This window comes from Leclercia sp. G3L, assembly GCF_021117075.1.
Lineage (GTDB): Bacteria > Pseudomonadota > Gammaproteobacteria > Enterobacterales > Enterobacteriaceae > Enterobacter > Enterobacter adecarboxylatus_C.
The window spans coordinates 347,141-362,682 of the sequence record NZ_CP088265.1 but is presented as its reverse complement, the minus strand read 5'-3'; the positions used below and the strand labels follow the sequence as shown (position 1 = coordinate 362,682).

11 protein-coding genes are annotated in these 15,542 nt (G+C 56.1%); 6 read left to right on the top strand and 5 right to left on the bottom strand.

Features of this window, described 5'->3' with window-relative positions; genetic code table 11:
• Positions 1-32: 32 nt before the first annotated feature.
• A complete protein-coding gene (ampD, locus tag LRS40_RS03145) occupies positions 33-596 on the top strand; it encodes a 1,6-anhydro-N-acetylmuramyl-L-alanine amidase AmpD (RefSeq protein ID WP_142488250.1) in 564 nt (187 codons plus the stop codon).
• The gene (gene ampE / locus LRS40_RS03140; RefSeq protein ID WP_231313067.1) at positions 593-1,447 is read left to right on the top strand and encodes a beta-lactamase regulator AmpE; all 855 of its coding nucleotides are present in this window, start codon (positions 593-595) and stop codon (positions 1,445-1,447) included. The genes ampD and ampE overlap by 4 nt, the downstream gene beginning before the upstream one ends.
• A gap of 18 nt (positions 1,448-1,465) precedes the next feature.
• Here the strand turns inward: ampE and LRS40_RS03135 are convergent, their stop codons facing one another.
• From LRS40_RS03135 to aroP, 3 genes are all read right to left on the bottom strand, one after another.
• Positions 1,466-2,416 carry a family 43 glycosylhydrolase gene (locus LRS40_RS03135; protein WP_231313066.1) on the bottom strand — a complete coding sequence of 317 codons (951 nt, stop codon included), beginning with the start codon at positions 2,414-2,416 and terminating at the stop codon, positions 1,466-1,468.
• 10 nt (positions 2,417-2,426) lie between these two features.
• Positions 2,427-3,824: a glycoside-pentoside-hexuronide (GPH):cation symporter gene (locus LRS40_RS03130; RefSeq protein ID WP_142488253.1), complete on the bottom strand. Its 1,398-nt coding sequence runs from the start codon at positions 3,822-3,824 to the stop codon at positions 2,427-2,429.
• A 161-nt stretch (positions 3,825-3,985) separates the two neighbouring features.
• The gene (gene aroP, locus LRS40_RS03125; RefSeq protein WP_142488254.1) at positions 3,986-5,356 is read right to left on the bottom strand and encodes an aromatic amino acid transporter AroP; all 1,371 of its coding nucleotides are present in this window, start codon (positions 5,354-5,356) and stop codon (positions 3,986-3,988) included.
• 538 nt (positions 5,357-5,894) lie between these two features.
• On the opposite strand from aroP, the gene pdhR reads away from it, so the two are divergent.
• From pdhR to lpdA, 4 genes are all read left to right on the top strand, one after another.
• Positions 5,895-6,659: a pyruvate dehydrogenase complex transcriptional repressor PdhR gene (gene pdhR, locus LRS40_RS03120; RefSeq protein WP_103947083.1), complete on the top strand. Its 765-nt coding sequence runs from the start codon at positions 5,895-5,897 to the stop codon at positions 6,657-6,659.
• Between the two features lie 121 nt (positions 6,660-6,780).
• The gene (gene aceE / locus LRS40_RS03115) at positions 6,781-9,444 is read left to right on the top strand and encodes a pyruvate dehydrogenase (acetyl-transferring), homodimeric type (RefSeq protein ID WP_142488255.1); all 2,664 of its coding nucleotides are present in this window, start codon (positions 6,781-6,783) and stop codon (positions 9,442-9,444) included.
• Positions 9,445-9,458: 14 nt separating this feature from the next.
• The gene (aceF, locus tag LRS40_RS03110) at positions 9,459-11,357 is read left to right on the top strand and encodes a pyruvate dehydrogenase complex dihydrolipoyllysine-residue acetyltransferase (protein WP_231313065.1); all 1,899 of its coding nucleotides are present in this window, start codon (positions 9,459-9,461) and stop codon (positions 11,355-11,357) included.
• 175 nt (positions 11,358-11,532) lie between these two features.
• Positions 11,533-12,957: a dihydrolipoyl dehydrogenase gene (lpdA, locus tag LRS40_RS03105; RefSeq protein ID WP_156262921.1), complete on the top strand. Its 1,425-nt coding sequence runs from the start codon at positions 11,533-11,535 to the stop codon at positions 12,955-12,957.
• 57 nt (positions 12,958-13,014) lie between these two features.
• Here the strand turns inward: lpdA and LRS40_RS03100 are convergent, their stop codons facing one another.
• On the bottom strand, positions 13,015-13,809 hold the full coding sequence (locus tag LRS40_RS03100) for a DUF2950 family protein (protein ID WP_231313064.1): 795 nt from the start codon (positions 13,807-13,809) through the stop codon (positions 13,015-13,017).
• Between the two features lie 11 nt (positions 13,810-13,820).
• Positions 13,821-15,416: a DUF3300 domain-containing protein gene (locus LRS40_RS03095; RefSeq protein WP_231313063.1), complete on the bottom strand. Its 1,596-nt coding sequence runs from the start codon at positions 15,414-15,416 to the stop codon at positions 13,821-13,823.
• Between the last annotated feature and the right edge of the window lie 126 nt (positions 15,417-15,542).

Genomic DNA, 15,542 nt, shown 5'->3' with positions numbered 1-15,542 from the left:
GGGAATCAGCACCATATATAAGGAGATCCTGCATGCACTCAGAACATGGCTGGCTGGCAGATGCACGGCGTGTTCCTTCGCCACACCACGATTGCCGTCCGGAGGATGAGATCCCGTCGCTGCTGGTAGTGCATAACATCAGCCTGCCGCCTGGCGAGTTTGGCGGCCCGTGGATTGACGCGCTATTCACCGGGACAATCGATCCCGATGCTCACCCCTTTTTTGCGGAGATCGCCCACCTGCGCGTTTCTGCCCATTGTCTGATTCGCCGTGACGGTGAAATCGTCCAGTATGTTCCCTTCGATAAACGAGCCTGGCATGCCGGCGTGTCTCAATATCAGGGGCGTGAACGCTGCAATGACTTCTCTATCGGCATCGAGCTGGAAGGAACGGATACACTGCCTTACACCGATGCGCAGTATCAGCAGCTGGCCGCGGTGACGCGCACCCTCATTAGCCTCTACCCGGGTATCGCCCACAACGTGACCGGGCACAGCGATATTGCGCCGCAGCGCAAGACCGATCCTGGCCCGGCATTTGACTGGCAAAGATTCAACACACTGCTTACCGCCCTGTCAGATAAGGAGATGACATGACGTTATTTACCATGCTGCTGGTGATGATTGCTGAGCGTTTGTTCAAGCTGGGCGAGCACTGGCATCTGGATCACCGGATGGAAGTGCTGTTTCGCCGCATCCGCCATTTTTCCATGATCCGCACCCTGCTGATGACGGCGGGGGTGATGCTTGTCGTGTTCCTGCTGCTGCGTTCGCTGTATGGCCTCTTCTTTAATGTGCCGCTGCTGGTGGTGTGGATCCTGCTCGGCGTCCTCTGCATTGGCGCGGGCAAGGTGCGTCTGCACTACCATGCCTACCTGAAGGCAGCAACTAACAATGATACCCATGCCCGCGGGGCGATGGCCAGCGAGCTGACCCTGATCCACGGCGTCCCGCCGGAGTGCAACGAACGCGAATTTTTACGCGAGCTGCAGAACGCGTTGCTGTGGATTAACTTCCGCTTCTATCTGGCACCGCTGTTCTGGTTTGTGGTGGGCGGCGCGTGGGGCCCGGTTCTGCTGATGGGCTATGCGTTTTTACGCGCCTGGCAGAGCTGGCTGGCGCGCTACTTGACCCCGCACGAGCGGTTGCAGTCCGGCATCGACGCCATTCTGCACGTGCTGGACTGGCTGCCGGTGCGGCTGTTCGGGGTGGTTTATGCCCTGATTGGACATGGCGAGAAAGCCCTGCCGGCATGGTTCGCCTCGCTGGGGGATCGCCATACCTCGCAGTATCTGGTGTTAACGCGTCTGGCGCAGTTCTCCCTGGCGCGTGAGCCGCATACCGATAAGATCGAAACGCCGAAAGCAGCCGTTTCAATGGCCAAGAAAACCTCTTTTGTGGTGGTGGTGATTGTGGCGCTGCTGACGATTTACGGCACGCTGATCTAAACCAGCGTGCCGCAGGTCTTACACTGTATCCGCTGACGGGATGCCAAATTCAGGCATCCCGTTTTCATTCCAGCGAATCAGTTTCAGGCGGGTGTGGCGGTTCGGATCGTAGAGCGGGTCGCCCTCGATTTCGGTGTAATTACGTGCATGGTAAATCAGCACGTCTTCGCCGTCCGGTGTTTGGGTAAAGCTGTTGTGCCCCGGGCCGTACTGGCGATTTTCGTAGCTGGTGGTGAACACCGGCTGCGGCGATTTATGCCAGTTCTCCGGGTTCTGCGGGTCGGCATTGAGGTCGATCCACAGCAGCCCCATGCAGTAGTTTTCATCCGTGGCGCTGGCGGAGTAGCTGATAAACAACCGCTCGCCGTGGAACAGCACCGCCGGGCCTTCGTTGACCCAGAACCCACGGCACTCCCAGTCATACTCTGGTTTACTGAGCATTACCGGCTTGCCTTTTAGCGTCCAGGGATTCTCCATTTCGCACAGGTACAGGTTCGAGTTACCGGTGATATCCGGGGCTTTTTGCGCCCAGAGGTACCAGCGTTTCCCCTGGTGAACAAAGGTGGTCGCATCCAGCGCAAAGGTATCGAACGGGGTTTCGATCTGCCCTTTCTCGACCCAGGTGCCGGTGAGCGGGTCGCTGTCGGTACACTCCAGGGCGAACATCCGGTGCTGGAACATCCCGAGCTTATCCAGTGCCTGGGTGTGCGTCGCGGCAAAATAGATGTACCACTTGCCGTCAATGCTGTGCAGTTCCGGGGCCCAGATCAGCTGACTCATTGGGCCGGTGGCCGGCTTGCGCCAGACCACCACTTCATCGGCGCTGCGTAACCCTTCCAGCGTGTTGGCGCGACGGATCGCCAGCCGGTCGTATTCCGGCACCGAGGCAATAAAGTAGTATTGCCCTTCATGATGAAGAATGTACGGGTCAGCACGTTGTTCAATAAACGGGTTTGGCCAGGTTTGCATTCGGCTTTCCTTATTTAGTCTCAGCGGCTTTGAGTTCCTGAAAATCGTTCAGCTCGCGATAGTTGTTCCGGCGTTTTTCCAGGTCTTCCTGAATCTGCTTCATGGTTTCGCGATCGACCTTCAGCAGACGAACCACGCCCGCGGTAATGAGGTACCCGACGCCAGGAATCACGGTAAAGAGCAGCACGATGCCGTTGATGGCGTCCGCGCTTTGCGCTTTTGCACCCGCGTCGTAACCGTACCAGGAGAGCAGGAAGCCCACCATCGCCCCGGCAATCGCCAGCCCCAGCTTGAGGAAGAAGATGTTGCCGGAGAAGCTGATCCCGGTGATGCGTTTACCGGTTTTCCATTCGCCGTAGTCATCCACGTCGGCCATCAGCGACCAGTGCAGCGGAGACGGGATCTGGTGCAGGATGTTCAGCAGGAAGTAGAGCACCACAATGGTCACGGTGGCTTGCGGGTCGAAGAAGTAGAAGGCGCAGGAGAAAATCGCCAGGGCGATGTTGGTCCAGAAGAAGACCTTCAGCTTACACCAGCGGTCGGTCAGCACTTTTGCCAGCACGCTGCCGAGCATCATGCCCACCACGCCCAGGCTTATAAACAGGGTAGCGAAGTGGGTGCTCTGGCCCATGACCCAGGTGACGTAATACATGGTTGCCGCCATGCGGATAAAGCCCGGGCAGACGTTGCACAGGGTCAGCAGCAGAATGCGGACCCACTGGTCGTTCTTCCACACGTCTTTCAGATCGTTTTTCAGTTCGTCATTGGTTTGCACCGCCGGACGCACGCGCTCGCGCACGGTAGAGAAGCTGAACAGGAACATGCAGGTGCCAATCAGCGCCAGCACGGTCATCGCCATCTGGTAGCCTTTAGCTTTGTCCTCGCCGCCGAACCAGTCGGCCATCGGCAGCAGCGTCAGCGACAGCAGCAGCGTGGCGATGCCGACCATCACGAAGCGGTAGGACTGACAGGCCACGCGCTCTTTCGGATCGTTGGTGATCACGCCGCCCAGCGAGCAGTAAGGAATATTGATGGCCGTATAGGTCAGAGAGAGCAGGAAGTAGGTAACAAAGGCATAGATAACTTTGCTGTTGTAGGTCCAGTCCGGGGTGGTAAACATCAGGATGCTGAACAGCGCATAGGGGAAGGCGATCCATAAAAGCCATGGACGAAAACGCCCATACTTACTGCGGGTACGATCGGCAATGGCGCCCATAATCGGGTCGGTAACGGCATCGATGACGCGTACGGAGAGCAGCAGCACGCCCACCAGCGCCGGGGCCAGGCCGAAAATATCCGTATAAAAATAGTTAACAAACAACATGATGGCGCCAAAGATGATATTGCATCCGGCATCCCCCATTCCATAGCCGATCTTTTCTTTTACTGACAGTTTATTGTTATCCATCGACGATTCTCCGAGTTACGGTATGGAGAGAATTATTCGCTACCAAAGCAAAATATGCGTTGCAGTTTAACGTCGGTGATATGGATAAAATGGCTGTAGACGGGAAAGTGTGAGGAAGGTAACAACCCTCTGCGTCCGGCGGGACGCAGAGGGGTAGAACATTAATGCGCTTTTACGGCTTTGGCATTTTTCTCTTTAAACATATAGCCGACGCCGAGGATGATAATCCAGACCGGGATCAGGTAGACCGAAATCGCCATGCCCGGGGTCATCAGCATGATAATCAGCACCGCCGCCATGAAGAGCAGACAGACCCAGTTACCCAGCGGGTAGAGCAGGGCAGGGAAGCGCGTTTTCACGCCCTGCTGCTGCTTCGCACGACGGAATTTCATGTGTGCCAGGCTAATCATCGCCCAGTTGATTACCAGGGCGGAAACCACCAGCGCCATCAGCAGGCCGAAGGCCGATTCCGGTGCCAGGTAGTTGATCAGCACGCACAGCGCTGTCACAACCGCCGACACGATAATGGTGTTAACCGGCACGCCACGCTTATCGACATTGAGCAGCGCTTTCGGGGCGTTGCCCTGCTGGGCCAGGCCGAACAGCATACGGCTGTTGCAGTAAACGCAGCTGTTATAGACCGACAGCGCCGCGGTCAGTACCACTACGTTCAGGGCGTTAGCCACGAAGGTGTCGCCCAGCTCGTGGAAGATCAGGACAAACGGGCTGGTGTCAGCGGTGACGCGGGTCCACGGCAGCAGGGAAAGCAGCACGGCCAGCGAGCCCACATAGAAGATCAGGATACGGTAGATCACCTGGTTGGTCGCTTTCGGGATGCTCTGCTCCGGGTTGTCTGCTTCAGCGGCGGTGATACCCACCAGCTCCAGACCACCGAAGGAGAACATAATGATCGCCATCATCATGACCAGACCGGTCATACCGTGCGGCAGGAAGCCGCCCTGATCCCAGAGGTTGCTCACGCTGGCCTGCGGACCGCCGTTGCCGCTGAACAGCAGCCAGCCGCCAAACAGGATCATCGCCACAACCGCGATAACTTTAATAATGGCGAACCAGAACTCCATCTCACCGAACACTTTCACGTTGGTGAGGTTAATGGCGTTGATCACCACGAAGAAGACCGCCGCGGAGACCCAGGTCGGGATCTCAGGCCACCAGAACTGGACGTATTTACCGACCGCGGTCAGTTCCGCCATCGCCACCAGCACATACAGCACCCAGTAGTTCCAGCCGGACGCGAATCCGGCAAAGCTGCCCCAGTATTTATAGGCAAAATGGCTGAAGGAACCGGCTACCGGCTCTTCGACCACCATTTCACCCAGCTGACGCATAATAAGAAAGGCGATAAAACCGGCAATGGCGTAACCCAGAATAATTCCCGGACCGGCAGACTGAATAACCGATGCGCTGCCCAGAAACAGGCCGGTACCGATAGCGCCACCGAGAGCAATAAGCTGAATATGGCGGTTTTTAAGGCCGCGCTTCAGCTGATCGCCGTGCTGTTGACCATCCATTATGAAACCTCGTGTGTGGTTGTTATGTTCACGCTCTGGCGTGTGTAATTATGAAATTCCATTTCATGTATTTATTAGTTTACGGTTCAATTGGCTGAAAAAACCGGATGTGTCTTCCGTATTCGGAAGAATAGTGTTAAGCGACGGCGAATGCACCTGCTTTATGCGAGGAGAAAGCGAGTTCGAATAAAAAGAAAGCATTTGTAAATCGTCCCGTTTAAGTCCCTTTATCAACCTATAGAATAAAAATGCTCCATAAGTGGGCAGTTTTTCACTTTTTGCTCCGCTAAATCGGTTCAGATCGCACTTTTCCCCGTTTCGATAAAGTTAAAACTGCCTCTTTGGGAGTAATCAATTCATTTGTGCAGAGTTACATTTTTGAAACGTTATTTCTGTAAGGTTGTTAAAATAAGCAGGGTTTACTGATTTCGGTCAAAACCAATATGGACAGAAGGTGAATACTTTGTTACTTTAGCGATACGAATATGAAATTGGTAAGACCAATTGACTCCGGGCAAAAAGGCGTAAGACAGGGAATATGGCCTACAGCAAAATTCGCCAACCAAAATTATCCGATGTGATTGAGCAGCAGCTGGAGTTTTTGATCCTTGAGGGGACCCTGCGCCCCGGTGAAAAACTGCCACCTGAACGCGAACTGGCTAAACAGTTCGACGTTTCCCGTCCCTCGCTGCGTGAGGCGATCCAACGTCTCGAAGCCAAGGGCTTACTGCTTCGTCGCCAGGGTGGCGGAACCTTTGTGCAAAACAGCCTGTGGCAGAGTTTCAGCGACCCGTTAGTGGAGCTGCTCTCCGACCACCCAGAATCCCAGTTCGATCTGCTTGAGACCCGTCACGCGCTGGAAGGCATCGCGGCTTATTACGCGGCGCTGCGCAGCAATGATGAAGATCGTGAACGCATTCGCGAACTCCATCAGGCCATTGAACGGGCCCAACAGTCCGGCGATCTCGACGCCGAGTCCGACGCCGTCGTCCAGTATCAAATTGCCGTCACTGAAGCAGCCCACAACGTGGTGCTCCTCCATCTGCTACGCTGCATGGAGCCAATGCTTGCCCAGAACGTTCGTCAGAATTTTGAATTGTTGTATGCCCGTCGGGAGATGCTCCCGCTGGTCAGCAACCATCGCACTCGTGTATTCGAGGCGATAATGGCCGGGGAGCCGGAGCAGGCGCGTGAAGCGTCGCACCGTCACCTGGCTTTCATTGAGGAAATCTTGCTGGACCGCAGCCGTGAACAGAGTCGTAGAGAACGTTCACTGCGCCGCATACAGCAACGAAAGGATTAAGCGCCAGTTTTTTAGAGCGCGGCAACTAAACGCAGAACCTGTCTTATTGTGTTCTTGCCCAAGAATACAATGGGACAGGTTCCAGACAAATCAACGTATTAGATAGATAAGGAATACCCCCATGTCAGAACGTCTCCAAAATGACGTGGATCCGATCGAAACTCGCGACTGGCAACAGGCGATCGAATCGGTCATCCGTGAAGAAGGTGTTGAGCGCGCTCAGTATCTGATTGAACAGATGCTTTCTGAAGCCCGCAAAGGTGGCGTGAAAGTAGCTGCAGGTGCAGGGGCTAATAACTACGTAAACACGATTGCCGTCGAAGACGAACCGGAATACCCGGGCAATCTAGATCTGGAACGCCGCATCCGTTCTGCAATTCGCTGGAACGCCATCATGACCGTTCTGCGCGCGTCCAAAAAAGATCTGGAGCTGGGCGGCCACATGGCTTCCTTCCAGTCTTCTGCAACCGTTTATGAAGTGTGCTTCAACCACTTCTTCCGCGCGCGCACCGAGAAAGACGGCGGCGACCTGGTGTACTTCCAGGGCCACATCTCTCCGGGCGTCTACGCACGTGCGTTCCTGGAAGGTCGTCTGACTGAAGAGCAGATGAACAACTTCCGTCAGGAAGTTCACGGTAAAGGCCTGTCTTCTTATCCGCACCCGAAACTGATGCCAGAATTCTGGCAGTTCCCGACCGTATCCATGGGTCTGGGTCCAATCGGTGCGATCTACCAGGCTAAATTCCTGAAATATCTGGAACACCGTGGTCTGAAAGACACCTCTCAGCAGACCGTTTACGCCTTCCTGGGCGACGGCGAAATGGATGAGCCAGAATCTAAAGGTGCGATCACCATCGCGACCCGTGAGAAGCTGGACAACCTGTGCTTCATCATCAACTGTAACCTGCAGCGTCTGGATGGTCCGGTAACCGGTAACGGCAAGATCATCAACGAACTGGAAGGCATCTTCGCAGGTGCTGGCTGGAACGTGATTAAAGTCATGTGGGGCGGTCGTTGGGATGAGCTGCTGCGTAAAGACACCAGCGGTAAGCTGCTTCAGCTGATGCAGGAAACCGTTGACGGCGACTACCAGACCTTCAAATCCAAAGACGGTGCCTACGTACGTGAGCACTTCTTCGGTAAATACCCTGAGACCGCAGCGCTGGTTGCAGACTGGACTGACGATCAGATCTGGGCCCTGAACCGTGGTGGTCACGATCCGAAGAAAGTCTACGCTGCACTGAAAAAAGCGCAGGAAACCAAAGGCAAAGCAACTGTAATCCTGGCTCATACCGTTAAAGGTTATGGCATGGGTGACACTGCCGAAGGTAAAAACATCGCGCACCAGGTTAAGAAAATGAACATGGACGGCGTGCGTTATATCCGCGACCGTTTCAACGTTCCAGTGACCGACGAGCAGGTTGAAAACCTCTCTTACATCACCTTCCCTGAAGGTTCCGAAGAGCACACCTATCTGCACGCTCAGCGTCAGAAACTGAACGGCTACCTGCCGTCCCGTCAGGTGAACTTCACTGAGAAACTGGAACTGCCAGCGCTGGAAGACTTCTCTCAGCTGCTGGAAGAGCAGAACAAAGAGATCTCCACCACTATCGCCTTCGTGCGTGCCCTGAACGTGATGCTGAAGAACAAGTCGATCAAAGATCGTCTGGTTCCAATCATTGCTGACGAAGCGCGTACCTTCGGTATGGAAGGTCTGTTCCGTCAGATCGGTATCTACAGCCCGAACGGTCAGCAGTACACCCCGCAGGACCGCGAGCAGGTTGCATACTACAAAGAAGACGAGAAAGGTCAGATCCTGCAGGAAGGTATCAACGAGCTGGGTGCAGGCGCATCCTGGCTGGCTGCTGCGACCTCTTACAGCACTAACAACCTGCCGATGATCCCGTTCTACATCTACTACTCCATGTTCGGTTTCCAGCGTATCGGTGACCTGTGCTGGCAGGCTGGCGACCAACAGGCTCGCGGCTTCCTGGTAGGTGGTACTTCCGGTCGTACGACCCTGAACGGTGAAGGTCTGCAGCACGAAGATGGTCACAGCCACATTCAGTCTCTGACTATCCCTAACTGTATCTCTTACGACCCGTCGTACGCGTACGAAGTGGCAGTCATCATGCATGACGGTCTGACCCGTATGTACGGTGAAGCGCAAGAGAACATTTACTACTACATCACCACCCTGAACGAAAACTACCACATGCCGGCCATGCCAGCAGGTGCCGAGGAAGGTATCCGTAAAGGTATCTACAAACTCGAAACCGTTGCAGGTAGCAAAGGTAAAGTTCAGCTGCTGGGCTCCGGCTCTATCCTGCGTCACGTCCGTGAAGCAGCACAGATCCTGGCGAACGACTACGGCGTAGGTTCTGACGTTTACAGCGTAACCTCCTTCACCGAACTGGCACGTGATGGCCAGGATTGTGAGCGCTGGAACATGCTGCACCCAATGGAAACCCCACGCGTTCCGTACATCGCTCAGGTGATGAACGACGCGCCAGCGGTGGCTTCTACTGACTATATGAAACTGTTCGCTGAGCAGGTTCGTACTTACGTACCAGCTGATGACTATCGCGTTCTGGGTACTGACGGCTTCGGTCGTTCAGACAGCCGCGAAAACCTGCGTCACCACTTCGAAGTTGATGCTTCTTACGTGGTTGTAGCAGCACTGGGCGAACTGGCTAAACGTGGCGAAATCGATAAGAAAGTGGTTGCGGATGCAATTACCAAATTCAACATCGATGCAGAAAAAGTTAACCCGCGTCTGGCGTAAGAGGTAAAAGAATAATGGCTATCGAAATCAATGTACCGGACATCGGGGCTGATGAAGTTGAAATCACCGAGATCCTGGTCAAACCAGGCGACAAAGTTGAAGCTGAACAGTCGCTGATCACCGTAGAAGGCGACAAAGCCTCTATGGAAGTCCCGTCTCCACAGGCTGGCATCGTTAAAGAGATCAAAGTCTCTGTTGGCGATAAAACCGAGACTGGCAAACTGATCATGATTTTCGATTCCGCCGACGGTGCAGCAGCTGCTGCACCTGCGCAGGAAGAGAAGAAAGAAGCCGCTCCGGCCGCCGCTGCTCCAGCAGCTGCCGCGAGCGCGAAAGAAGTCAACGTGCCTGACATCGGCGGTGACGAAGTTGAAGTCACTGAGATCCTGGTGAAAGTAGGCGATACCGTTGCGGCCGAGCAGTCTCTGATCACCGTAGAAGGCGACAAAGCCTCTATGGAAGTCCCGGCGCCGTTCGCGGGTACCGTTAAAGAGATCAAGATCAACACCGGCGACAAAGTGTCTACCGGCTCCCTGATCATGGTCTTCGAAGTGGCAGGCGCAGCGCCTGCTACTGCCCCGGCTCAGGCTGCTGCTCCGGCACCGGCTGCTGCTCCAGCTGCGGCTGGCGGTGCGAAAGACGTTAACGTACCGGACATCGGCGGTGACGAAGTTGAAGTGACCGAAGTGATGGTGAAAGTGGGCGACAAAGTCGCTGCTGAACAGTCACTGATCACCGTTGAAGGCGACAAAGCTTCTATGGAAGTGCCTGCGCCGTTCGCGGGTACCGTTAAAGAGATCAAAATCAGCACCGGCGACAAAGTGTCTACCGGCTCCCTGATTATGGTCTTCGAAGTGGAAGGCGCTGCGCCTGCTGCGGCTCCGGCTGCCGCTGCCGCTCCGGCACCTGCTGCTGCACCGGCTCAGGCTGCTAAACCTGCGGCACCAGCTGCGAAAGCGGAAGGCAAATCTGAGTTCGCTGAAAATGACGCTTACGTCCACGCGACTCCGCTGATTCGTCGCCTGGCGCGCGAATTTGGTGTAAACCTGGCGAAAGTGAAAGGCACCGGCCGGAAAGGTCGTATCCTGCGCGAAGACGTTCAGGCTTACGTGAAAGACGCGGTGAAACGCGCCGAAGCTGCACCTGCTGCAGCCACCGGTGGCGGTATCCCGGGCATGCTGCCATGGCCGAAAGTGGACTTCAGCAAGTTCGGCGAAATCGAAGAAGTGGAACTGGGCCGTATCCAGAAGATCTCTGGTGCGAACCTGAGCCGTAACTGGGTGATGATCCCGCATGTTACTCACTTCGATAAAACTGATATCACCGATCTGGAAGCGTTCCGTAAACAGCAGAACGCCGAAGCTGAGAAGCGTAAACTGGACGTGAAATTCACCCCAGTGGTCTTCATCATGAAAGCTGTTGCTGCGGCGCTTGAGCAGATGCCACGCTTCAACAGCTCCCTGTCCGAAGACGGCCAGAAGCTGACGCTGAAGAAATACATCAACATCGGTGTTGCGGTTGATACGCCAAATGGTCTGGTTGTTCCGGTCTTCAAAGACGTGAACAAGAAGAGCATCACTGAGCTGTCCCGTGAACTGACCGTGATCTCCAAGAAAGCGCGTGATGGTAAGCTGACTGCCGGCGAAATGCAGGGCGGCTGCTTCACTATCTCCAGCATCGGCGGCCTGGGCACCACCCACTTCGCGCCGATCGTGAACGCGCCGGAAGTGGCGATCCTCGGTGTCTCCAAGTCTGCGATGGAGCCGGTGTGGAATGGTAAAGAGTTTATGCCGCGTCTGATGATGCCGATTTCTCTCTCCTTCGACCACCGCGTGATCGACGGTGCTGATGGTGCGCGCTTCATTACCATCATCAACAACACCCTGAGCGACATTCGCCGCCTGGTGATGTAATCGAAGAGCCGGCCTGACGGCCGGCTTTTTTCTGGTAATCTCATGCAGTTCGTGAGTTTATTGGCGAAAGCAAAAATTCGTGAGCCGTTTGTTGTTTCAAAATTGTTAACAATTTTGTAAAATGCGAGCGGATAGAACGACCCGGTGGACGACGGGTATAAATTAAGAGGTCATGATGAGCACAGAAATCAAAACTCAGGTCGTAGTACTTGGGGCAGGCCCGGCAGGTTATTCCGCAGCATTCCGTGCAGCGGATTTAGGTCTGGAAACCGTCATCGTAGAACGTTACAACACCCTCGGTGGTGTTTGTCTGAACGTCGGCTGTATCCCTTCTAAAGCGCTGCTGCACGTAGCCAAAGTTATCGAAGAAGCCAAAGCGCTGGCTGAACACGGTATCGTCTTCGGCGAGCCGAAAACCGATATCGACAAGATTCGTACCTGGAAAGAGAAAGTTATCACTCAGCTGACCGGCGGTCTGGCCGGTATGGCCAAAGGCCGTAAAGTGAAAGTGGTAAACGGTCTGGGTAAATTTACCGGGGCAAACACCCTGGAAGTGGAAGGCGAAAACGGCAAAACCGTGATCAACTTCGACAACGCGATCATCGCGGCGGGCTCCCGTCCGATCGAACTGCCATTCATTCCACATGAAGATCCACGCGTGTGGGACTCCACCGATGCGCTGGAGCTGAAAACCGTTCCTGAACGCCTGCTGGTTATGGGTGGCGGTATCATCGGTCTGGAAATGGGCACCGTATACCATGCGCTGGGTTCACAGATTGACGTGGTTGAAATGTTTGACCAGGTTATCCCGGCTGCTGACAAAGACATCGTTAAAGTCTTCACCAAACGCATCAGCAAGAAGTTCAACCTGATGCTGGAAACCAAAGTGACTGCCGTTGAAGCGAAAGAAGACGGTATTTACGTTTCCATGGAAGGCAAAAAAGCCCCATCCGAGCCACAGCGTTACGACGCCGTGCTGGTGGCTATCGGCCGTGTGCCGAACGGTAAAAACCTGGAAGCAGGCGCAGCGGGCGTGGAAGTTGACGACCGTGGCTTCATCCGCGTTGACAAGCAGCTGCGCACCAACGTGCCGCACATCTTTGCTATCGGCGATATCGTCGGTCAGCCAATGCTGGCGCACAAAGGTGTTCACGAAGGCCACGTTGCCGCAGAAGTTATTGCCGGCATGAAGCACTACTTCGATCCGAAAGTGATCCCATCTATCGCTTACACCGAGCCAGAAGTTGCCTGGGTGGGTCTGACCGAGAAAGAAGCGAAAGAGAAAGGCATCAGCTACGAAACCGCCACCTTCCCGTGGGCTGCTTCTGGCCGTGCTATCGCTTCCGACTGCGCAGACGGTATGACCAAACTGATCTTCGACAAAGAGACTCACCGTGTGATCGGTGGTGCGATTGTCGGCACCAACGGCGGCGAGCTGCTGGGTGAGATCGGTCTGGCGATCGAAATGGGCTGTGACGCTGAAGACATCGCGCTGACCATCCACGCTCACCCGACTCTGCACGAGTCTGTTGGCCTGGCGGCAGAAGTGTTCGAAGGCAGCATCACCGACCTGCCAAACGCGAAAGCGAAGAAGAAGTAATTTTCTTCCGGCATGAAAAAAGCGGCTCTCGAGCCGCTTTTTTTTATCCTGCAAAACCTACTGCGCCACCAGTTGCCAGCCATCGCCCGGGTTAAAGGTCGGCATCGCTTTCGCTTCCTCCGCTGACTTCTCGCCCAGATTGGCCTGCCACACCCGATCGTCGCCGTTAATCATAAAGCTCATCACTCCGGTCTCGCCGTAGCTCACCGGCCAGGCGATCATCGCAAAGCCTGATTTGCTGTCCGGCAGGATGCGGAAATGGTAGCCGTGATACCCCTGACCCGGCTCTTTCGGGCTGAAGGCCGGGCCGAGCGGGCTGGGCGTTTCACCGGGTTTCACCGGCCAGTAGAGCCCGTCTTTTTTACCCTCGCTGCTGACAATTTTCTGCGCATACTGGGTGGTGAGGGCGTAATAGCTCTCCTGCGCATCCACGTAAGCGTGCAGCGCCTCGATGGCGGCCAGCTCGTTGCGGCCCACTTCGCGGTTGAGGATCTCCTCTTTGGCTTCCTGCATATCGAACTGCCAGCCCTCGGCGCGTTTCACCACCGGGATTGGCAGCTGCCAGTGGTACTCGCCCACGGTGAGCCAGGCCATGTCGCCGTCGATCACCGTGTGATGGTTCACCTGCCAGTCGCGCTTAAAGCGATCCACCGCTTCCGGGTCAACGCCATCGGACGGTAAAAAGGTGCGCCAGTCCTCGCCGAGCAGGTTGCCGAGCTCTTTGTCGTTCTGCTCGTTAATCGCCTTCGCCAGCGCATCGGTTGCCTGTTCGGGCGTGCTGAAATGCTGTTGGGCAAAGACGCCGGTCGATACCATGAACAGCATCATTGCGCTAAGTAATTTACTTTTCATTGTCGTCTCCCTTAACGATGACGTAGTTCACGGTGTTCACCGCCGCCCCGGCGTTCAGACATCTGGGCTCTGCCGCCGCTGCGCTGTTCCAGATTGCGGGCCGACTGCTGACGGCTCTGCATCCCACGCTGCTGCTGCGCCTGCCAGTTGGCCGAGCGGCTGTCGTTGCCGCTGAGGGCGTTGGCCCGCTGGTGCGTCTGCGTTGCCCGCTGCCGGGTCTGCTCGCTGCGCTGTTGCGGCTGCGTCTTGCGGGCGGTCTCATGACGTGTCGCCGTACGCTGGGTATTGCTTTCCCGTTTTGCGGTATGCGGGCGATCGCTGTCGTATCCCCGGTAGTTATCGCGCCGGGAGATCTGGTTCAGCTGCTGGTTTGCCGCCTGACGCTGCCCGTCACGGGTGGCCGGACGCGCCGTCTGGGACAGATTTTTGCCCGTTGAACGCTCCATCTGGGTCATTGCCGCCTGGCGCTGGGCGTCGCGATTAACCGTACTTTGCGGCGTTGTGGCCCTGAGGCTGGTATTGGCGGTCCGGCGCACGGCGGTGTTGTTCTGCGGATAGCGGTTATTCAGCTGGCTGGTGGCGTAGGACACGCCGCCGCGATAGGCCGGGTTGTGCTGCCAGCCGCGGTTGGCATCCAGTCGCGCGCCACTGATTTTATTGAAGTTATCCACGTTGATGTTGATGTTGTTATCGCCATTACGCGAATAGCCACCGTGGTGATCGCCCCCATGATGGTCGTGATCCCAGTCATCATCGTCATCCCAGTCGATATTGCTGAAGATGGCGTAGGTCGTGGCGACCCCGAGGCTGAAGCCCAGCCCTTTGACCAGGCTGTCGGTGAACTGCTCCCCCGGAGGCGGCGGCAGATAGACCGGTGGGTAACTGGTGTTCGGCCAGGTGCCGTAAACCGTGCTGGGGTTGTAGGTCGGGACGTACACTACCTGCGGATCGGCGGATTCAATCTTGATGACCGTCGGGGCAGGAGATGATGTCGACGTTGAGGTTGAGGTCGAAGCAGAGGCTTTTGGTGGTTCGGTTTTCGCCACCGTCGTCACCGTCTGCTGCGGCGTGGACTGCAGCGCGCCGGTCTGCTGCGCCAGCAGGCGTAAGCGCTGAACGGAGTCCATCACATCCTTCGGCTGGGCAAGAAACGCGTCGCCGAGATTCTGCACCCAGGGCGGATTTTCCCCCATCAGCGACATCAGCTGCGGGAAGGCGACCAGCGATTTCACGCTCGGATCCCAGGGCTGCCCCGCGACGGCCTGCACCGCCGCATCCCCCTGCATGCGGGGATTATCCCGCGACCACTGGGCCGCCTGGATCACATTCGCCGGATAGGTGGCGGCCATCAACACTTGCGACAGCAGCGCGTCCGGGTAGAGGGCAACCGGGGCAACCCACTGATCGATTTGCGCTGCGGTGTAGGCCACCGGCACCTGAGGTACAGCCGCCGGGGCGGTTTGCGCTGTCGGCGCGGGCTGTACGGGTGGCGGTGGCTGAGTGAGGGTATCCGGTGCGCGGCTATTAACGTAGACAACGCCTGAGGCGGCTAACAGCCCGGCGCTACACAGGAGAGCAAGCAGATGTGGCTTAAGGGGCAACTTCATAATAAGACTCCGACGAGAGCGAGGCCGTAAGGCGTTGACGCGAGTATAGGCCGCCGGGTAATCCTTTTTTGACTTAAACAGGGAACCGTTTTATAGAGTCGGGAAAAGAGTGTGAGCAGTTATTAC

Excerpts from the sequence above, each read along its gene's own strand:
- ampD (WP_142488250.1), top strand. The coding sequence starts at position 33 with ATGCACTCAGAACATGGCTGGCTGGCAGATGCACGGCGTGTTCCTTCG.
- ampE (WP_231313067.1), top strand. The coding sequence starts at position 593 with ATGACGTTATTTACCATGCTGCTGGTGATGATTGCTGAGCGTTTGTTC.
- LRS40_RS03135 (WP_231313066.1), bottom strand. The coding sequence starts at position 2,416 with ATGCAAACCTGGCCAAACCCGTTTATTGAACAACGTGCTGACCCGTAC.
- LRS40_RS03130 (WP_142488253.1), bottom strand. The coding sequence starts at position 3,824 with ATGGATAACAATAAACTGTCAGTAAAAGAAAAGATCGGCTATGGAATG.
- aroP (WP_142488254.1), bottom strand. The coding sequence starts at position 5,356 with ATGGATGGTCAACAGCACGGCGATCAGCTGAAGCGCGGCCTTAAAAAC.
- pdhR (WP_103947083.1), top strand. The coding sequence starts at position 5,895 with ATGGCCTACAGCAAAATTCGCCAACCAAAATTATCCGATGTGATTGAG.
- aceE (WP_142488255.1), top strand. The coding sequence starts at position 6,781 with ATGTCAGAACGTCTCCAAAATGACGTGGATCCGATCGAAACTCGCGAC.
- aceF (WP_231313065.1), top strand. The coding sequence starts at position 9,459 with ATGGCTATCGAAATCAATGTACCGGACATCGGGGCTGATGAAGTTGAA.
- lpdA (WP_156262921.1), top strand. The coding sequence starts at position 11,533 with ATGAGCACAGAAATCAAAACTCAGGTCGTAGTACTTGGGGCAGGCCCG.
- LRS40_RS03100 (WP_231313064.1), bottom strand. The coding sequence starts at position 13,809 with ATGAAAAGTAAATTACTTAGCGCAATGATGCTGTTCATGGTATCGACC.
- LRS40_RS03095 (WP_231313063.1), bottom strand. The coding sequence starts at position 15,416 with ATGAAGTTGCCCCTTAAGCCACATCTGCTTGCTCTCCTGTGTAGCGCC.